The following is a 16,485-nucleotide window of genomic DNA, read 5'->3' as shown; positions in this document are numbered from 1 at the left end:
AAGGTAAACAAAACCTTTACGACACGGGAAAAGGAGCGGTCGGGCAACGGCTTGACGCAACGGGGCCTGACATCCGCCGGGACAGTCCGCAGGCCCTTCCTGTCGAAAGACCGGCGCCGGAACGGCAAATGGTCCGCGCAGCCCCCCTTTGCCGCAACGGGGGCCTCGGCCCAGGGTCCTGTGCCCCCATCGCAGCGGAGCGCAGGAAATGGACCTGACCTATTGGGCCGTCTTTGCCGGGACCGTCATCGCCGTCTCGATGATTCCGGGGCCGAGTACCCTGATCGCCTTTTCGCATGGGGCAAGCCATGGCTGGCTGCGCAGCACGATCACGGCCAGCGGAAATGCCGTGGCCTCTGCCTGTCAGGCCATCGCGGCCTCGGCCGGACCGGGGCAGGTCCTCACCGGGTCGGCAACGCTGTTCCTGACGCTGAACTATGCCGGGGCGGCCTATCTGGTCTGTGTCGGCATCCAGCTCTGACGCAGCGCCGCCCGGCGCGTCGCCCTCTCCGATGGAAGGCATAACCAACCGGAGCCCGCGCGCAAACTGTTCGCCGGGGGCTTCACCGTGGCCGCGAGCAACCCCAAGGCCATCGCCTTCTTCACGGCACTCTTCCCGCATCTCCTGTCGCCGGAGAGCACGGGCGTCGGGCAACTGGCGGGCATGGTCGCGGTGGTCTGCCTCAGCGCCTTTGCCGTTGCCACCGTCCACGGCGGTCTCGGCGCCTGGCTGCGGCGGCTGGAGCTGTCGCACCGCGCGGTGACGCGGATCCACAAGACGACGGGCGGGATCTTCGTGGCCAGCGGAATCGGCCTTGCCGCATCGCGTCCGGCCGGGCGCGGCCCCGCCGGTCGCGCGCCCGGCTTTCGTCGGGACGCGCCTGCGTCAGTCGCGCCAACCGGTCATCCGGGTCAGGGTCCGGTCGCAGACCTCGGCAGTCATCCGCGCCAGCCGCTCGGCCTCGTCGCGGCAGACCGCGACCGTCTCGCCCAGATAGTCGCCCTGCCAGTCGGTCAGGCTTTCGGGCGTGCGGCAGGCGGCCAGGCGCTGCATCGCATCGGCATTGCGCCGGGCCTCGTCGCGGGCAAAGGCCGCCATCTCGCTGCTGGTGCGGCGGACGTGATCGACCATGGTGGCACTCACCCAGGCCATCAGCCCCCAGCCCTCGGCCTGGGCACGCAAGGCCGCCTCAAGCGCGGCGGCGGCAGACGGCGTCTCGGGGGTCTTGGGCATGGCGGATCTCCTCACACGCAAACCGGGTGGTACGGATCTGAAAATAGGAACAACCGGGGGCCGGGTCAAAGGCCCGGACTGCGGCGCAACCGCGCCGTCGTCCCCGACCCGCAGTCCCGACGTCAGGCGACACGGGTCCCCTGCACCCAGGCGCCGCGCACCACCGGCACGCCGTCGATCCGCGCCACCCGGATCAGATCGGCCCGCGCGCCGGGCGCGATCCGGCCGCGATCCCTCAGCCCTACCGCATCGGCGGGCGCCCGGGTCACCGTCGCGATGCCCCGCGCCATGTCGTCCCAGAGATCGCCCAGCATCACCCCGGCCATCAGCAAGGCCGAGGGCACGTAATCCGACGACAGGATGTCGAGAAGCCCCAGACCGGCCAGCTCGGCCGCCGCCACATTGCCCGAATGCGACCCGCCCCGGATCAGGTTGGGCGCGCCCATCATCACCGCGATCCCCTGTTCCCGGCAGGCCCGGGCCGCCTCGAGCGTGGTCGGAAACTCGGCCAGCCGGATACCATGCCCGGCCGAAACCGCGACATGGGCCTCGGTGGTGTCGTCATGGCTGGCAAGGATCGCCCCGCAGCGCCGGGCCTCGGCCACGGCGACCTCTTCGTGGCGCTCGCCATGACGGTCGCGCAACGCCTTCAGCGTCGCGACATGGGCCTCGAAATCGGCCTCGGAAAAGTTGTTCTTGCCCATCACATAGGCCTTCAGCTTGTCCAGATCGCGGAACTGCCGCTGGCCGGGGGTGTGGTCCATCAGGCTGACGATGCCGACCCGGTCCTCGGGACCGAATTCGGCCATCTCCTCGGCCAGGGTCTCGGAACAGACCTCGGCGCGCAGATGCAGGAAATGGCTGATCCTCAGCGCGCCCCGCGCCCTCAGATCCAGCATCTCGCTGGCCAGTCCGCGCGCATAGGCCCGGTAGCGCGCCTTGCCGGACGGGATCGAGCCCACCCGCATCGCATCGAAGACGGTGGTGATGCCGACCCCGGCCAGTTCGGCATCATGGGCGACGATGGCGCTGGCATGGGGCCAGTCGACCGAGGGGCGCGGCTGGATATGCCGCTCCAGATTGTCGGTATGCAGCTCGATCAGCCCCGGCATCACCAGATCGCCGCCGCAATCGATGGCCCCCGCGGGCACGGCCCCGCCGGGGTCGATCCCGGCGATGCGCCCGTCCGCGACGCGGACCGATCCGGTCAGCGTCTCATCGGGCAGAACCAGCGTGGCATTGGCAAGAACGGTCTCGGAAACCGGGGACATGGGCGCCTCCTTCTTGATGCGCGGGGAGGATTGGGGCAGGACAAGGGGGGAAACGGCGCGGCATCCCAGTGCGGAGGGGGCAATGGAAGGCTACCGGCGCTACGCGATCTACTATGCGCCCGACGAGGGCGCGCTTGGCGATTTCGGCAAGGCCTGGCTCGGCTGGGATGCCGAGGCCGGGGCGCCGCGGGCGCATCCCCGGCTGCGCGGGCTGCCGCGGCCGGTCGAGGATCTGACCGAGGTGCCACGCAAATACGGGTTCCACGCCACCGTCAAGGCGCCGTTCCGGCTGGCCACGGGCAGCGATATCGGGCTCTTGCATGCCTCGGCCGTGGCGCTCTCGGGCCAGCTGCGGCCGGTGCTGATCGAAGGGCTGCGGCTCTCGCTTCTGAGCGGCTTCCTGGCCCTGACCCCGCGCGGCGACACCCGCGCTCTGGCGGCGCTGGCGGGCAGCGTGGTCGAGGCGCTCGACGGCTTCCGGGCGCCGCCCACCGCCGCAGACCTCGCCCGCCGCAATCCCGACCGGCTGAGCGCCCGCCAGCGCAAGCTCCTTGAAAAATGGGGCTATCCCTACGTGATGGAGGAATACCGCTTCCATCTGACCCTGACCGGCCCGCTGAAGCCGCCCGAAGCCGAGGCGACGCGGATGGTGCTGGGTCCGGTGCTCGACCCGCTGATCGACCGGCCGATCCGCATCAGAAGCCTGTGCCTCTTCGGCGAGGCCGAGGACGGGAAGTTTCACAACCTGCACCGCTATCGCCTGTCGGGCTGAAGCGCGGCCAGAAACGCGGCGACGGCGTCGTCAAGCGCGCCGTCATTGTCGATGCGGACCGCCACGATCCCCTCGGGCAGCGCATAGCCCGCGCGCCCCAGCCGCGCCGCGATTTCCTCGGCGCTTTCGCGCCCGCGCCCGGCAAGCCGCGCCGCCAGCGTCTCGGGCCGGGCGGTGACATGCAGCACGGTCAGATCGGGAAACCGCGCCTGCGCCTCGGCCAGCATCGCGCGCGACCCGTTGAAGATCACGTCCTCCCCCTCCCAAAGCGCCTCGTCGACGCTGCGCGGGATGCCATAGCTCAGCCCGTGCGCGCGCCACCACAGCGCAAAGGCACCCTCGTCGCGCATCCGCTCGAACGCGGCCGCGCTGACGCAATCGCAGTCCTCGCCCCCGGCCCCGGGCGCCCGGGTCACCACCCGGCGGACCAGATGCAGATCGGGCCGGCGCAGCCAGGCCGCCGCCATCAGCGTGTCCTTGCCGGCGCCCGAGGGGCCGACCACCGCGAACAGCCGCCCCGGCCCAACCCCGCTCATGGCGCCACCGCAAAGGCCGAGACATCGACCTCGCGGTCGCAGACCCGCGCGCGCGCGCCCGCGTCATGAAAGATCCCGAGGATCGCGGCGCCCCGCGCCTTGGCCGCCTCGATCAGCTCCAGCACCACCTCGCGGTTGCCGGGATCGAGGCTCGCCGTCGGCTCGTCCAGCAAAAGCGCCGGATAGTCATGGGCAAAGCCGCGCGCGATATTGACCCGCTGCTGTTCGCCGCCCGAAAACGTGGTCGGGCTCAGATCCCAAAGAGGGCGCGGGATGTTCAGCCGCGCCAGCAGGGCCGCCGCCCGGTCGCGCGCGGCCTCGACCGGCACGCCCACCGCCAGCAAGGGCTCGGCGACGACATCGAGCGTCGGCACCCGCGGCACCACCCGCAGGAACTGGCTGACATAGCCCAGCACATGGCGCCGCAGCGCCAGGATCTCGCGCGGCTCGGCCGCCGCCACATCGAGCCCGCCGACGACGATCCGCCCCGAGGCGGCCAGGTAATTGCCATGGATCATCCGCATCAGGGTCGACTTGCCCGCGCCCGAGGCCCCGGTCAGCGCCACGCACTCGCCGGGCGCCACCGACAGCGCCGCCCCCGCCATCACCGGGATGGCCGCGCCCCCCTGATTATACAGCGTGAAACTCTTGGCCACGCCCGAAAGCTCGATCATCCCCTGGTCCTTCTTCTTGGCCCAAATACCCATTGCCGCGCCGCCCGCCATGGGCGCACCCTCAGACCTGAAGCACCGAACTCACCAGAAGCTGGGTATAGCCATGCTGCGGATCGTCCAGCACCTGATCGGTCAGCCCGGTCTCGACCACCCGCCCGCCCTTCATCACCATCAGCCGATGCGCCAGCAGCCGCACGACGGCCAGATCATGGGTCACGATCACCGCCGACAGCCCCATGTCCCGCACAAGCCCGCGCAGCAGATCCAGAAGCCGCGCCTGCACGCTGACATCGAGCCCGCCGGTCGGTTCGTCCATGAACACCAGCCGCGGCCCCGTCACCAGATTGCGCGCGATCTGCAGCCGCTGCTGCATGCCGCCCGAAAAGGCCGCGGGCCGGTCGTCGATCCGGTCGGCCGCGATCTCGACCCGGCCCAGCCAGTCCAGCGCCGAGGCCCGGATCGCCCCGTAGTTCCGCGCACCGACCGCCATCAGCCGCTCGCCGACATTGCCGCCCGCCGAGACCGTCATCCTCAGCCCGTCGCGCGGGTTCTGATGCACGAAGGCCCAGTCAGTGCGCGCAAGCCGCCGCCGCTCGGGCTCGGACAGGGCCAGCGTGTCGCGCAGGCCCTCCTCGCCCAGATCGAACAGCACCTCGCCCGCATCGGGCCGCAGATGGCCGGCCAGACAGTTCAGAAGCGTCGACTTGCCCGATCCGCTTTCGCCGACGATCCCCATCACCTCGCCGGGATAAAGATCGAAGCCCACATCCTCGCAGCCGACCCGCCCGCCATAGCGTTTCGTCAGCCCCCTGACCGACAGGATCGGCGCCACCGGCGCCTCGGCCCGGAAAGCACCCGCCCTCATGCCCCGCCCTCCTCTGCGGCCATCTCACCGCGATACCCTGCGGCCCGCCGCCCGGCGCAGTAATCGGTGTCGGAACAGACGAACATCCGCCCGCCCCGGTCATCGACGATCACCTCGTCCAGATAGCTTGTCTCCGACCCGCACAGCGCGCAGGCCCCTTCGGCCTTGCCGGGCACGAAGGGATGATCCTCGAAATCGAGGCTCACCACCTCCGTGTAGGGCGGCAGCGCATAGATCCGCTGCTCGCGCCCGGCGCCGAACAGCTGGATCGCCGCCATCCTCAGCTTGGGGTTGTCGAATTTCGGGATCGGCGAGGGGTCCATCACATAGCGCCCCTCGATTTTCACCGGATAGGCATAGGCGGTCGCGATCTCGCCATGGCGGGCGATGTCCTCGTAAAGCTTCACATGCATCAGCCCGTACTCTTCCAGCGCATGCATCCTGCGGGTCTCGGTCTCGCGCGGTTCCAGAAACCGCAAGGGTTCCGGGATCGGCACCTGATAGACAAGGATCTGCCCCTCGTTCAGCGGCGCTTCGGGGATGCGGTGACGGGTCTGGATCACCGTCGCCTCGCCGGTATGCTCGGTCACGGCAATACCCGCCGTCTTCTGGAAGAACTTGCGGATCGAGACGGCGTTGGTGGTGTCGTCGGCGCCCTGGTCGATCACCTTCAGCGTATCCTCGGGCGTCAGCACCGCGGCCGAGACCTGCACGCCCCCGGTGCCCCAGCCATAGGGCATCGGCATCTCGCGGCTGGCGAAGGGCACCTGATAGCCCGGCACTGCCAGCGCCTTCAAAAGCGCCCGCCGGATCATCCGCTTGGTCTGTTCGTCGAGATAGGCGAAGGTGTAGTCCGCCCCGGGGGCCTCGCCCCGGATTTCCGCCTGGGTCATTCCGCCGCCTCCCGCTCGGCCGCGCTGGCTGCGGCTTCGGCCCGGATCCGCCGCACCAGCTCCAGCTCGGACTGGAAATCCACGTAATGCGGCAGCTTGATATGTTCCAGAAACCCCGAGGCCTGGATGTTGTCGCCATGCGAGATGACGAATTCGGCATCCTGCGCCGGGGCGCCCGTGAAATCCTCGCCCAGGTCCTCCCAGCGCAGCGCCCGGTCGACCAGCGCCATCGAAATCGCCTTGCGCTCGGACTGGCCGAAGACCAGGCCATAGCCCCGGGTGAATTGCGGCGGCTCGGTCTTCGAGCCCGCGAACTGGTTCACGGTCTCGCATTCGGTCAGCTCGATCTCGGCAATCTCGACGGCAAAGCCCAGTTCGGGGATCTCGACCTCGACGCCGACCCGGCCAAGACGCAGCTCGCCCACGAAGGGGTGGTTCCGCCCGTAACCCCGCTGGGTCGAATAGGCCATGCCCAGCGCAAAGCCCTCGTCGCTGCGGGTCAGCGCCTGCAGCCGCAGCGCGCGGCCCGCGGGAAAGCCCAGCGGTTCGCGGGTCAGGTCGGGCGGGGTCTCGTCCGAGGCCGGTTCCGTCTCGATCAACCCGTCGCGGTCCAGAAGCCCGGTGATCCGGGGCTTCGGCGCCGGGTCCGGGGCGGCGGTCGCGGCCTCCGGCACCTCGCCCTCGGCGGCCAGCGCGAAATCCAGCAGCCGGTGGGTATAATCGAAGGTCGGCCCCAGCACCTGCCCGCCGGGGACGTCCTTGAAGGTGGCCGAGATCCGGCGGTCGCAGCGCATCGCGCCGGTCTCGACCGGTTCGGACGCGCCCAGACGCGGCAGGGTGGTGCGATAGGCGCGGATCAGGAAGATCGCCTCGATCAGATCGCCCCGCGCCTGCTTGATCGCGAGCGCCGCCAGATCGGGATCGTACAGCGACCCCTCGGCCATCACCCGGTTGACCGCCAGCGTCATCTGTTCGCGGATCTGGGCGACGCTCACCTCCGGGACCGCCGCATCGCCCCGGCGTTCCTCGGCCAGCCAGGCATGGGCATTGTCGATCGCCCGCTCGCCCCCCTTGACGGCAACATACATCAGACGGCCTCCACATGCGTGCTGCGGGGCAGCGCGGCCAGCCGGACGCCCGCGGTAAAGAAGAAGTCGAGCCCCAGCGGAAACCGCGCCCGATTGGCCCGGAAGGCCGAGATCTCGGGCAGCGACAGCCCATGGCTGGTCTCGATGCCGGGGCCGGTCAGCCGCGCCCCCGTGGCGTCAAGCGCGTCCATCTCGACGATCAGCGTGGCCGAGCGGTCGGGATAATCGGGCGTCCCGAGGCTGTAGGCATCGAGCGGCAGCAGATCGGCCCAGCGCCCGACGGCAAAGACGGCGCCCGCGCGGTCGGAAAGCGGCGCCCCGGTGTGAAACCGCAGCCAGTCGCGGATTTCGGGCCGGTCGAGCGACCCGGCCAGGTGCACCGGGGTCGTCGGATCGGCCAGCACCAGCAAAAGCGTTCCGGCCGCAACCGACAGCGGCGCGGGCGGCCGCGCGCCTGCGACGTCCTCGATGCGCCCGGGCCGGGCCATCGCGGTCAGCGCGGCGCGAAAGGCCAGCGCCGCCTCGCGCGGGGTGTCGGCAAAGCCGCCTGACAGGGCCTGAACGTCCATCGCCTCAATCCTCTCCGCGCACCATGGTGAAGAACTCGACCCGGGTCGCGGCGGCCCGCGCCGCCCGCGCCGTTTCGGCCGCCGCCATCTCTTCGGCCAGCGGGTCCAGCAGCCGGGCGCGCACATCGTCCGCCCGCCCGGTCTGCATCAGCGCATCGGCCAGCGCGGCCCGGCGCGCCTTGGCCTTGTCGCGCCCCTGCACCCAGGCATGGCCGACCGCGCGCCCCTCTTGCAGCCGCAACGCACAGCGGGTAACCGTCACCTCCCCGAGGTTGAAGGGCGCGCCCGTGCCCCCCATCCGGCCGCGCACCATCACCCCTCCGGTTTCGGGGGGTCGAAGCCATGCGAATTCGGGATCTGGCCCCAGACTTATCCACAGGCGCTCCAGCGTCGCCGCAGGCGCGCGGGCCAACAGACCCATCCATTCGCGACGCGTTCCCGGTTCGGTCATCCGACTGCTTGCCGATTTGTCCACAGGCTTGTCCGATCTCTACACAGACCCTATACAACTAGACAAATACCTACGCGCGCTTCCCGAGTCGCGCAAGCGGCACCTGGATGAAGTTTCGATGACATGACCCCGACCGCGCTCTGGATCTCGATCGCCGCGACGCTTCGCGACGAAATCGCCGCGGGCCGCTACCGGCCGGGCGACAAGCTGCCGACCGAGGCCGACCTGGCGCGCCGGTTCGGGGTCAACCGCCACACCGTCCGGCGGGCGCTGGCCGATCTGGCCGAGGCGCGGCTGGTGCATGCCCGGCGCGGCTCGGGCGTCTATGTCGCGGCCCGGCCGACCGACTATCCGCTGGGCCGCCGGGTGCGGTTTCACCAGAACCTCGCCGCGGCCGGGCGCAGCGCCGACCGCAAGGTGCTGCTGCGCGCGACCGGCAAGGCCGACCGGCGCGAGGCCGAGGCGCTGGCCCTGCCCGAAGGCGCGGCCGTTCATGTCTACGAGGGCATCTCGCTGGCCGATGGCCAGCCGCTCGCGCTTTTCCGCAGCGTGTTCCCGGCCGACCGGCTGCCCGGGCTGCTCGACGCGCTGGCCGAGGACCCGTCGGTGACCCGGGCGCTGGCGCGCGCGGGCGTCGCGGACTACACCCGCGCCTCGACCCGGCTGACCGCCAAGCGCGCGACGCCGACCCAGGCCCTGCATCTGGACCTGCGCCCGGGCGACCCGATCCTGCGCAGCGTGTCGGTCAATGTCGATGCCGGGGGGCGGCCGGTCGAATACGGCCGCACCTGGTTCGCGGGCGACCGCGTCAGCCTGATCGTCGCGCCCGATTGAGTATAGCATTTGATCGAATTGAGGGCAGAGCTGCAACCCTTGTCATACCGGCGATACAGTGACGGGGTATTTCGCTCGCTACGTCACCTCATAACCGCCCGAGCAGCGACATGCCCCAGTACCTTCAGCCCCTGCGCTTTACCGGCGCCACCATCCTGCGCGACGGCGAGCTGCAGCGGCGCTCGCTTGCCATTGCCGATGGCCGGGTCACCAAGGGCCCGCTGCCCGAGGTCGATCTGTCGGGCTATCTGATCCTGCCGGGCATCGTCGATCTGCATGGCGACGCCTTCGAACGGCATATCGCGCCCCGCCCCGCCGCGCCCTTCGCGCTGGAGGTCGGGCTGGCCGCGACCGACCGCGAGGCGGCCGCGAACGGCATCACCACCGGCTGGCTCGCCCAGGGCTGGTCCTGGGAGGGCGGACGCCGTGCCCCCGATCAGGCCGAGGCCTTGATGGCCGCGCTCGACGCCTACCGGCCGCGGATGCTGACCGACCTGCGCATCCAGCTGCGCTGCGAAACCCATACCGTGGGCACCGCCCAACGCCTGCTCGAGGCGGTCGAACGGCACGGCATCGACTATGTCGTCTTCAACAACCACCTCGAAGAGGCCGAAGAGCTGGCGCGCGCGCGGCCCGAGCGGCTGCACCACTGGGCGACCGAAAACGGCCGGTCCGTGCGGGATCACATGGCCGCGGTCGCCGCCGCGCAGGCAATGGCGCCCGACGTGCCGCGCTATCTGTGCCGGCTGGCCGAGGCGTTCGACGCGATGGGTGTGCTTTACGGGTCGCATGACGACCCCGACGGCGAGACCCGCGAGCGGTTTTCGATGATCGGGGCCCGGATCGCCGAGTTCCCGACCACCCGCCGCGCCGCCGCCGCCGCCAAGGCGATGAACGATCCGGTGCTGCTGGGTGCGCCCAATGTGGCGCGGGGCGGCTCGCAGGCGGGCAATGCGTCGGCGACCGATCTGATCGCCCAGGGGCTTTGCGACGCGCTGGTGTCCGACTTCTATTATCCGGCGCTGCCCCATGCGGTCTGGCGGCTCGTCGATCTGGGTCTCAGGACGCTGCCGCAGGCCTGGGCGATGATCTCGCAGCACCCGGCCGAGATCCTGCGCCTGCCCGACCGCGGCCGGCTCGATTTCGGACGCCGGGCGGATCTGTGCGTGATCAACGAAGAGACTCGCGCGGTCGAGATGACCATTGCGGGCGGGCGGCTGACCTATCTGGCCGGCGAGGCGGCGCATCGCTTCGCCCATCGCATCCATGCGCTGGATATGGCGGCGGAATAGCCGCAACGCAGCAAAATTTATAGCCGCGTCGCAGAAAATTCACCTACCGGCAACCAATTCCATGGGCTTTCGCCACAAAGACGAGCTATACTAAAAACCGTTAAACGGTGTGATCGGGGTTTTCGGTAGAGGTTGTTCCGCCGTCAGGCGACCGGGGATTTCAGTTTCGATTTCAGCAGGCTCAGGGGGACGCGGCTTCGGCCCGTCCCCCTTTTGCTGTCCGGCGGCCCGCGCGGCGGGCTCAGCCGCCATGGGCCTCGAGGAAGGCCTCGACAGAGAGGGTGCGGAAGTCTTCCAGCGCGCGCCGCAGCGCCGCATGGTCCCAGTCCCACCAGGCCAGCGCCTGCAGCCGCCGGGCGATGGCGGGGGCAAAGCGGTCGCGGATCGGCACCGCCGGGACCCCGGCCACGATGGTATAGGGCGCCACATCGCGGGTCACCACGGCGCCCGCCCCCACCACCGCTCCGTCGCCCACCGTCACCTCGGGGCGGACGATGGCGCCATGACCGATCCAGGTGTCATGTCCGATCCGGGCGCGGCGGCTGGCACGATGGGCGAAGAAGGCCGGGTCGTCCCCGGCATCCTCCCAGTAATCGGCCGAGCGATACAGGAAATGGTGCAGGCTCGCGCGCTGCATCGGGTGATCGGTGGGCCCGATCCGGGTGAAGGCGGCGATATTGGCGAACTTGCCCAGATCGGCATTGGCGATGTCGGCATAGCGGTCGCAATAGGAATAATCGCCCATGGCGACGTTGAGCAGCCGCGCGCCCTGCCCGATCTCGACATAGCGGCCAAGGGTACAGCCCGTGACCGAACACTCGGGATGGACGACCGGCGTCTCGGCGGACAGGCGGGGCATCGGCGGGCTCCTCGGAAAGCGGGACGCATCGTCCCCGCGGGGAAGGTGCGGGATCAGGCGCCGCGGATCAGGCGGCGGCGGAGGATTCCCGAGATCCAGTCCATCGCCGACACCATCAGCACGATCAGAACGATGTAATAGCTGACCTCTTCCCAGTCCTTCTGGGTGATGATCGCCTGGGTCAGCAAAAGCCCGATGCCGCCGCCGGTGATGGCGCCGATGACGGTGGCGCTGCGGGTATTCGATTCCAGATAGTACAGCGCCTGCGACAGCAGCACCGGCGTGATCTGCGGGATCACCCCGAAGCGGTAGCGCGCCAAGAGCGGCGCCCCGGTCGACTGCACGCCTTCGATCTGCCGCCGGTCGACATTTTCCAGCGCCTCCGAGAACATCTTGCCGAAGGTGCCGCTGTCGGTGAACAGGATCGCCAGCGCCCCGGTCATCGGCCCCGGCCCGAAGGCGCGCGCCAGAACGATGGTCCAGATCAGCCCGTCGACCCCGCGCACGAAGTCGAAGACCCGCCTTATGCCGAAACGGATCGCCATCACCGGCGTGAAGTTCCGCGCCGCCAGAAAGGCCAGCGGCAGCGCCACCAGCGCGGCCCCCATGGTGCCGAGAAAGGCCATCAAGACGGTTTCGAACAGCGCCCAGGCGACGTCCGCATGGCGCCACATCGGGTTGCGCCAGAAATCGTGCCAGGCGCCCGCGAGATTGCTGCGATCAGGATCGATCTGCGGCCCGAACAGAAGGCTTGCTGCCGAGTGCCCGTGATAGGGGCTGTCGAGGGTGAAGAAGAACAGCTCCCATCCGACGAAATACCGGAACACCTCGGTGCGGTTGCGGGTCACGGTCAGCCGCCCGGCCTCGGTCGTCACCGCAAGCCGGTTGCGCGACAGGCTGATCCAGTCCGGCAGCGGCCCGGTCAGGTTGGTCTCGACCCCGGCGGACGGGCTCGGCCGCGCCTCGATCAGCCCGTAGCCCGGGACGCTATAGCTCACCATCTCCGGCCCGAAACTGACCAGATGGCCATCGCCCAGGTCGATTTCGGTGCGCGCGCCCTTGCGCTCGACCCAGTCGGGCGGCGCATCGGGGGCATAGGTGCCCTTGCGTTCGCCTTCGATCGCGACGGTGACCTCGCCCGAGCGGTTGTCGCGGGTGACATGGGTCTTGTAGCTGTAGCTGTCGGCCAGCAGCGTCCGGCCATTGTCAAGCCGCGCCCTCTCGGCCAGCCCGGCCACGTCGAAGGCGATGGCGACATAGGCCAGATAGGCCAGCACCAGCCCCGGAAACGCGAAGGCTGTCAGGCGCTTGCGCCCGATCAGGCCGACCGCGCCCCGTTTCAGCAGGGCGGTATCGCTCATGCGGCGGCTCCCTTTGTCAGGCGGTCGCGGACATGGCTCGACAACTGGTCGAAGACGACGATGGCCGCGAAGAGCAGCAGGAAGATCGCCGCCGCCTGGTCGAACCGCCCCTGCCCCCAGGACATGGCGTTCTTCAGCTCGTAGCCGAGCCCCCCCGCGCCGACGAAGCCCAGGATCGCCGAGGCGCGGATATTGATCTCGAAGCGCAACAGCGCATAGCTGAGGTAATTCGGCGCGACCTGCGGCACGACCCCCAGCCACATCCGCTGCGCCCAGCCCGCGCCGACCGAGGCGAGCCCCTCGACCGGCTTCAGGTCGGCATTCTCGTTGACCTCCGAGAACAGCTTGCCCAGCGCGCCCGCGGTATGAAAGGCGATGGCGATCATCGCGGGCACCGGCCCGCCGCCCAGCACGTAGATCAGCACCAGCGCGATGACGATCTCGGGCACCGCCCGCATCACGTCCATCGCCCGGCGAAAGAGCGGGATCGCCAGCGCCCAGGGCGCCAGCCCCCGGGTCGACAAAAGCGCCAGCGCAAAGCCTGCCGTCCCGCCCACAAGGGTCGAGACCGCGGCGATATTGACCGTCTCGACCAGTGCCGGGAAGAACCGCAGCAGGTTGGCGGGCATGTCGGCGATCTTGGCGGCGGCCTCTTCGATCACATTGGACGGAAAGGCGAAGATGTTGCCGATCCCGTCCAGGAACCCGCCCGCATTGCGGTCATTCGCAAGCCCGAAGCCCGACGCCATCAGCACCGCGAAGATGGTCAGCGTCAGGCCCGAGTAAAGCTGCCGGCGCCGCACCAGATCGAGATAGCGGCTGCGGATCGGATCGGTCCGGGAGGCGGGGAAGCTGTCGGCCATGACGGGGGTGCTTTCACGTGAAGGCGGCGGACCCGGACAGGGGTCCGCCGCCGCCGGTGATCCGGCTCAGTTCGATTGCGCCTTGCGGGCCTCGACGATCGACAGATAGGCGTCATGGGTGATCGGCATCACGCCCTTCGCCTCGCCCGCCAGCACGCCATAGGAACAGTCGGGGTCCATCGAGGCCAGCGACGCCACCAGGGCGGTCATCTTCACCTTGGCATCTTCCGGCAGCGCGGTGCGCAGCACGATCGGGCCTTCCGGGATCTGCTTGGACCGCCAGATCTCGACCATGTCATTCATGTCGACGATGCCCGCATCGACGGCCTTGCGAAGCGCGCCGGAATTGTAGCCGTCTTCCCAGTTGCCCTGGCCGTCGGCCCAGGTCACGCCCGCATCGACATCGCCGTTGCTGACCGCGACGATGGTCTGTTCGTGGCCGCCGGTGAAGACGACCTCGCCGAAGAAGTCGCCCGACTGCATCGAATGGCCGGTCTGGGCCGGGATCTCGATCGAGGGGATCAGATAGCCGCTGGTCGAGTTCGGATCGCCGAAGCCGAATTTCTTGCCCTGCATGTCGTCGAGCGAGGCGATGCCGCTGTCCTTGCGGGCAAAGCCGATGGCGTAATAGCCGTAGGACCCGTCGGTGTTGACCTTGACCAGCACCGGCTCGACCGCGGTCGGGTCTTCCAGATAGATCTTGGCATAGCCCGAGGCGCCCAGCCACGCCATGTCGATGGTGCCGCCCAGAAGGCCCTGGATCACGCCGTCATAATCGGCGGGCGCGAACAGCTTGGTCGGAACGCCCAGCAGGTCCTCGGACTTGACGCGCAGGCATTCGTAGGAATTCAGCCGGTCCTGGGCGTTCTCGCCGCCGAGGATGCCGATGCGGAATTCGTCGATCTTGTCCTGCGCCAAGGCGGGCGCGGCCAGCGCGGAGGTCGCGACGAGAGCGGCAAGCAGTCGGGTCATGGTCTTACTCTTTCTTTCGGTTGAAATGCCCCGTCGGTCAGGCCCGGGGGGCGGGAAAGCTGTCAGATCAGTTCGGTCTCGGCCATCGCCGCGCGCGCGACCCGGTCCAGCACCTCGATCGAGGTCGAAGTCGCCTGTTCCGAGAACGAGGCATCGGCGCCGTAGATGTCGCGGGCGACGCCGGTGGTCAGCTGTTCTGGGCGGCCGTCGAACACCATGCGGCCCGCGCGCATGCCGATCACCCGGTCGCAATAGCGCCGCGCGGTGTCCAGCGTGTGCAGGTTGGCGATCACCATGCGGCCGTCCTCCTCGTGGATGCGGCGCAGCGCATCCATCACCACCTGGGCATTCATCGGGTCGAGGCTGGCGATGGGCTCGTCGGCGAGGATGATCCTCGGGTCCTGCATCAGGGCGCGGGCGATGGCCACGCGCTGCTGCTGGCCGCCCGACAGCGCCTCGGCGCGCTTCGCCGCCTGTTCGGCGATGCCCAGCCGGTCGAGAATGTCGATGGCGCGGTAAATGTCGGCGCGCGGATAGAGGTTGAAGACCGTGGCCAGCGCCGAGCGGCGGTTCAGCGTGCCGTGCAGCACGTTCGAGACCACATCGAGCCGCGGCACCAGGTTGAACTGCTGGAAGATCATCGCGCAGTCCGATTGCCAGGCGCGCTTGGCCGCGCCCTTCAGCGCCAGTACGTTGCGGCCCTCGAAGCGGATCTCGCCCGCGGTGGCGTCGGTCAGGCGGTTGAGCATGCGCAGCAAGGTCGACTTGCCCGCGCCGGACCGGCCGATGATTCCGATGAAGGCCGGACGCTCGACCGAAAAGCTGACGCGGTCGACGGCGGCGATCCGGCCGAAATGCCGTGTCAGATTGTCAACGCTAAGCAGCATCTGCCCCCCGGGTGCTGGTCCTTGCCGGGGTGGGTAGAGGCGGAGGGAAACGGAAATGTTGCGACGGGGTGAAGCTTTGGTGACACGGCCCGAACCGGGAACGACCGGGGCCGACCGGTAACAGCCGCCGGGCCGAGGTTGCCGCCGCCCGCCATCTGGCGCATTGTGCGGCCCGCAACAGACCGGAAAAGACGGCAGGACGCATGGAACGATTCATTCCCGGCCCGGACACCCAGCGGCTTTATCGCGACGCGCTGGGCAGCTTTGCGACCGGCGTGACGGTGGTCACGGCGCTCGGGTCACACGGGCCGGTCGGCATGACCGCGAACAGCTTTTCCTCGGTCTCGCTCGACCCGCCGCTGGTGCTGTGGTCGCCCGCGCGCGCCTCGACGCGCTATCCGGCGATGTCGGGCGCAGAGCGTTTCGCGATCCATGTACTGGGCGCGGGCGAAGAGGATCTGGCCGCGCGCTTTGCCCGGTCGGGCGCCGATTTCGAGGGGCTCGGCCCCGAGAGCGGGGACGACCCGCCGCTGCTGGAGCAGGGCTGGATCGCGCGCTTTGTCTGCCGCCGGGTCGCGCTGCACGAGGCCGGGGACCACGCCATCGTGGTCGGTCATGTCGAGGACTGCGCCCGGCGCGAAGGCCCGCCGCTGGTTTTCGCGGGCGGGGCCTATGGCGATTTCAGCCCGCTGGGCTGAGCCGCCCTCCGGGCGCCCGGCCGGAGGGCCTCCCCGAAGGCAAGGCCCGGACCGGACCGGGTTGCGCTGGCGCTGGCAATGGCGATGGCTTGGCAGGCGCCCCTGACGGCGGGGCGGACGATCAGTCCGCCGCCGCGTCACAGACCCCGAGGCTGCGCTTGAGCCGCCGCACCGAAGACGGCGTCACTCCGAAATAGCGGCCGATCTCGGCCTCGTTCAGGCCGTAGCCGACCATCGCGCGCAGCGAGGCCGCCGGCATCGGGCCGAGCTTGCCGAAGACGGGATGCACACGCGGGCGCATCGCCAGCCGGCGGGCGGTGTTTCTGGGTTCCTGAATCATGTTCACGGCCGACTCCTCCCAATTCG

The 16,485-nt window shown here is 69.4% G+C and carries 19 protein-coding genes and 1 pseudogene; 5 read left to right on the top strand and 15 right to left on the bottom strand.

From position 1 onward, the window contains the following. Window positions 1-208: 208 nt before the first annotated feature. Window positions 209-808 (top strand): annotated as a pseudogene (locus DSD19_RS17190) (LysE family translocator); the annotation flags it as partial. Between the two features lie 78 nt (window positions 809-886). Here DSD19_RS17190 and DSD19_RS21890 read toward each other — a convergent pair. Then, on the bottom strand, window positions 887-1,234 hold the full coding sequence (locus DSD19_RS21890; RefSeq protein WP_165828165.1) for a phasin family protein: 348 nt from the start codon (window positions 1,232-1,234) through the stop codon (window positions 887-889). Between the two features lie 122 nt (window positions 1,235-1,356). Further along, window positions 1,357-2,505 carry an alpha-D-ribose 1-methylphosphonate 5-triphosphate diphosphatase gene (locus DSD19_RS17185; protein WP_113670486.1) on the bottom strand — a complete coding sequence of 383 codons (1,149 nt, stop codon included), beginning with the start codon at window positions 2,503-2,505 and terminating at the stop codon, window positions 1,357-1,359. Between the two features lie 82 nt (window positions 2,506-2,587). Here DSD19_RS17185 and DSD19_RS17180 point away from each other — a divergent pair, with 82 nt between their 5' ends. Then, the gene (locus DSD19_RS17180; protein ID WP_075785501.1) at window positions 2,588-3,277 is read left to right on the top strand and encodes a DUF1045 domain-containing protein; all 690 of its coding nucleotides are present in this window, start codon (window positions 2,588-2,590) and stop codon (window positions 3,275-3,277) included. Here DSD19_RS17180 and phnN read toward each other — a convergent pair. From phnN to phnG, 7 genes are all read right to left on the bottom strand, one after another. Next, the gene (gene phnN, locus DSD19_RS17175; protein ID WP_113670485.1) at window positions 3,259-3,813 is read right to left on the bottom strand and encodes a phosphonate metabolism protein/1,5-bisphosphokinase (PRPP-forming) PhnN; all 555 of its coding nucleotides are present in this window, start codon (window positions 3,811-3,813) and stop codon (window positions 3,259-3,261) included. The two genes, DSD19_RS17180 and phnN, sit on opposite strands and share 19 nt — an antisense overlap. Further along, complete coding sequence (phnL, locus tag DSD19_RS17170; RefSeq protein WP_075785499.1) at window positions 3,810-4,487, bottom strand: phosphonate C-P lyase system protein PhnL; 678 nt, start codon at window positions 4,485-4,487, stop codon at window positions 3,810-3,812. The genes phnN and phnL overlap by 4 nt, the downstream gene beginning before the upstream one ends. A 61-nt stretch (window positions 4,488-4,548) precedes the next feature. Beyond that, window positions 4,549-5,319, bottom strand: a complete 771-nt coding sequence (phnK, locus tag DSD19_RS17165; protein WP_075787541.1) for a phosphonate C-P lyase system protein PhnK — start codon at window positions 5,317-5,319, stop codon at window positions 4,549-4,551. A 29-nt stretch (window positions 5,320-5,348) separates the two neighbouring features. Then, entirely contained in the window at window positions 5,349-6,245 is an 897-nt protein-coding gene (locus tag DSD19_RS17160) for an alpha-D-ribose 1-methylphosphonate 5-phosphate C-P-lyase PhnJ (RefSeq protein WP_113670484.1), read from the bottom strand. Next, entirely contained in the window at window positions 6,242-7,333 is a 1,092-nt protein-coding gene (locus DSD19_RS17155) for a carbon-phosphorus lyase complex subunit PhnI (RefSeq protein WP_075785497.1), read from the bottom strand. Before DSD19_RS17155 ends, DSD19_RS17160 begins: the two co-directional genes overlap by 4 nt. Next, on the bottom strand, window positions 7,333-7,902 hold the full coding sequence (gene phnH, locus DSD19_RS17150; RefSeq protein ID WP_113670483.1) for a phosphonate C-P lyase system protein PhnH: 570 nt from the start codon (window positions 7,900-7,902) through the stop codon (window positions 7,333-7,335). Before phnH ends, DSD19_RS17155 begins: the two co-directional genes overlap by 1 nt. Window positions 7,903-7,906: 4 nt before the next feature. Beyond that, complete coding sequence (phnG, locus tag DSD19_RS17145; protein ID WP_075785495.1) at window positions 7,907-8,353, bottom strand: phosphonate C-P lyase system protein PhnG; 447 nt, start codon at window positions 8,351-8,353, stop codon at window positions 7,907-7,909. A gap of 123 nt (window positions 8,354-8,476) precedes the next feature. On the opposite strand from phnG, the gene phnF reads away from it, so the two are divergent. Both phnF and DSD19_RS17135 read left to right on the top strand, forming a co-directional pair. After that, complete coding sequence (gene phnF / locus DSD19_RS17140; protein ID WP_113670482.1) at window positions 8,477-9,187, top strand: phosphonate metabolism transcriptional regulator PhnF; 711 nt, start codon at window positions 8,477-8,479, stop codon at window positions 9,185-9,187. Window positions 9,188-9,297: 110 nt separating this feature from the next. Continuing rightward, window positions 9,298-10,479: an alpha-D-ribose 1-methylphosphonate 5-triphosphate diphosphatase gene (locus DSD19_RS17135; protein ID WP_113670481.1), complete on the top strand. Its 1,182-nt coding sequence runs from the start codon at window positions 9,298-9,300 to the stop codon at window positions 10,477-10,479. Between the two features lie 241 nt (window positions 10,480-10,720). Here the strand turns inward: DSD19_RS17135 and DSD19_RS17130 are convergent, their stop codons facing one another. The 5 genes from DSD19_RS17130 to phnC form a co-directional block, all read right to left on the bottom strand. Then, entirely contained in the window at window positions 10,721-11,338 is a 618-nt protein-coding gene (locus DSD19_RS17130) for a DapH/DapD/GlmU-related protein (RefSeq protein ID WP_113670480.1), read from the bottom strand. Window positions 11,339-11,391: 53 nt separating this feature from the next. Beyond that, a complete protein-coding gene (gene phnE / locus DSD19_RS17125) occupies window positions 11,392-12,699 on the bottom strand; it encodes a phosphonate ABC transporter, permease protein PhnE (protein WP_075785491.1) in 1,308 nt (435 codons plus the stop codon). After that, on the bottom strand, window positions 12,696-13,562 hold the full coding sequence (gene phnE / locus DSD19_RS17120) for a phosphonate ABC transporter, permease protein PhnE (protein WP_113670479.1): 867 nt from the start codon (window positions 13,560-13,562) through the stop codon (window positions 12,696-12,698). The genes phnE (DSD19_RS17125) and phnE (DSD19_RS17120) overlap by 4 nt, the downstream gene beginning before the upstream one ends. A gap of 66 nt (window positions 13,563-13,628) precedes the next feature. Beyond that, window positions 13,629-14,534: a phosphonate ABC transporter substrate-binding protein gene (gene phnD / locus DSD19_RS17115; protein WP_113670478.1), complete on the bottom strand. Its 906-nt coding sequence runs from the start codon at window positions 14,532-14,534 to the stop codon at window positions 13,629-13,631. Between the two features lie 62 nt (window positions 14,535-14,596). Beyond that, window positions 14,597-15,418, bottom strand: coding sequence for a phosphonate ABC transporter ATP-binding protein (phnC, locus tag DSD19_RS17110; RefSeq protein WP_113670572.1), 822 nt, complete (start codon window positions 15,416-15,418; stop codon window positions 14,597-14,599). A gap of 206 nt (window positions 15,419-15,624) precedes the next feature. Between phnC and DSD19_RS17105 the strand changes: the two genes are divergently transcribed. Next, window positions 15,625-16,119, top strand: coding sequence for a flavin reductase family protein (locus tag DSD19_RS17105; RefSeq protein ID WP_113670477.1), 495 nt, complete (start codon window positions 15,625-15,627; stop codon window positions 16,117-16,119). Between the two features lie 121 nt (window positions 16,120-16,240). Here the strand turns inward: DSD19_RS17105 and DSD19_RS17100 are convergent, their stop codons facing one another. Beyond that, the gene (locus DSD19_RS17100; RefSeq protein WP_075785487.1) at window positions 16,241-16,465 is read right to left on the bottom strand and encodes a hypothetical protein; all 225 of its coding nucleotides are present in this window, start codon (window positions 16,463-16,465) and stop codon (window positions 16,241-16,243) included. Window positions 16,466-16,485 lie beyond the last annotated feature (20 nt).

Origin of the sequence: Rhodovulum sp. BSW8 (assembly GCF_003314725.1) — a bacterium.
Classification (GTDB): Bacteria; Pseudomonadota; Alphaproteobacteria; order Rhodobacterales; family Rhodobacteraceae; genus Rhodovulum; species Rhodovulum visakhapatnamense.
The sequence above is the reverse complement of the archived record's forward strand: the minus strand, read 5'-3'. Positions and strand labels throughout refer to the sequence as shown.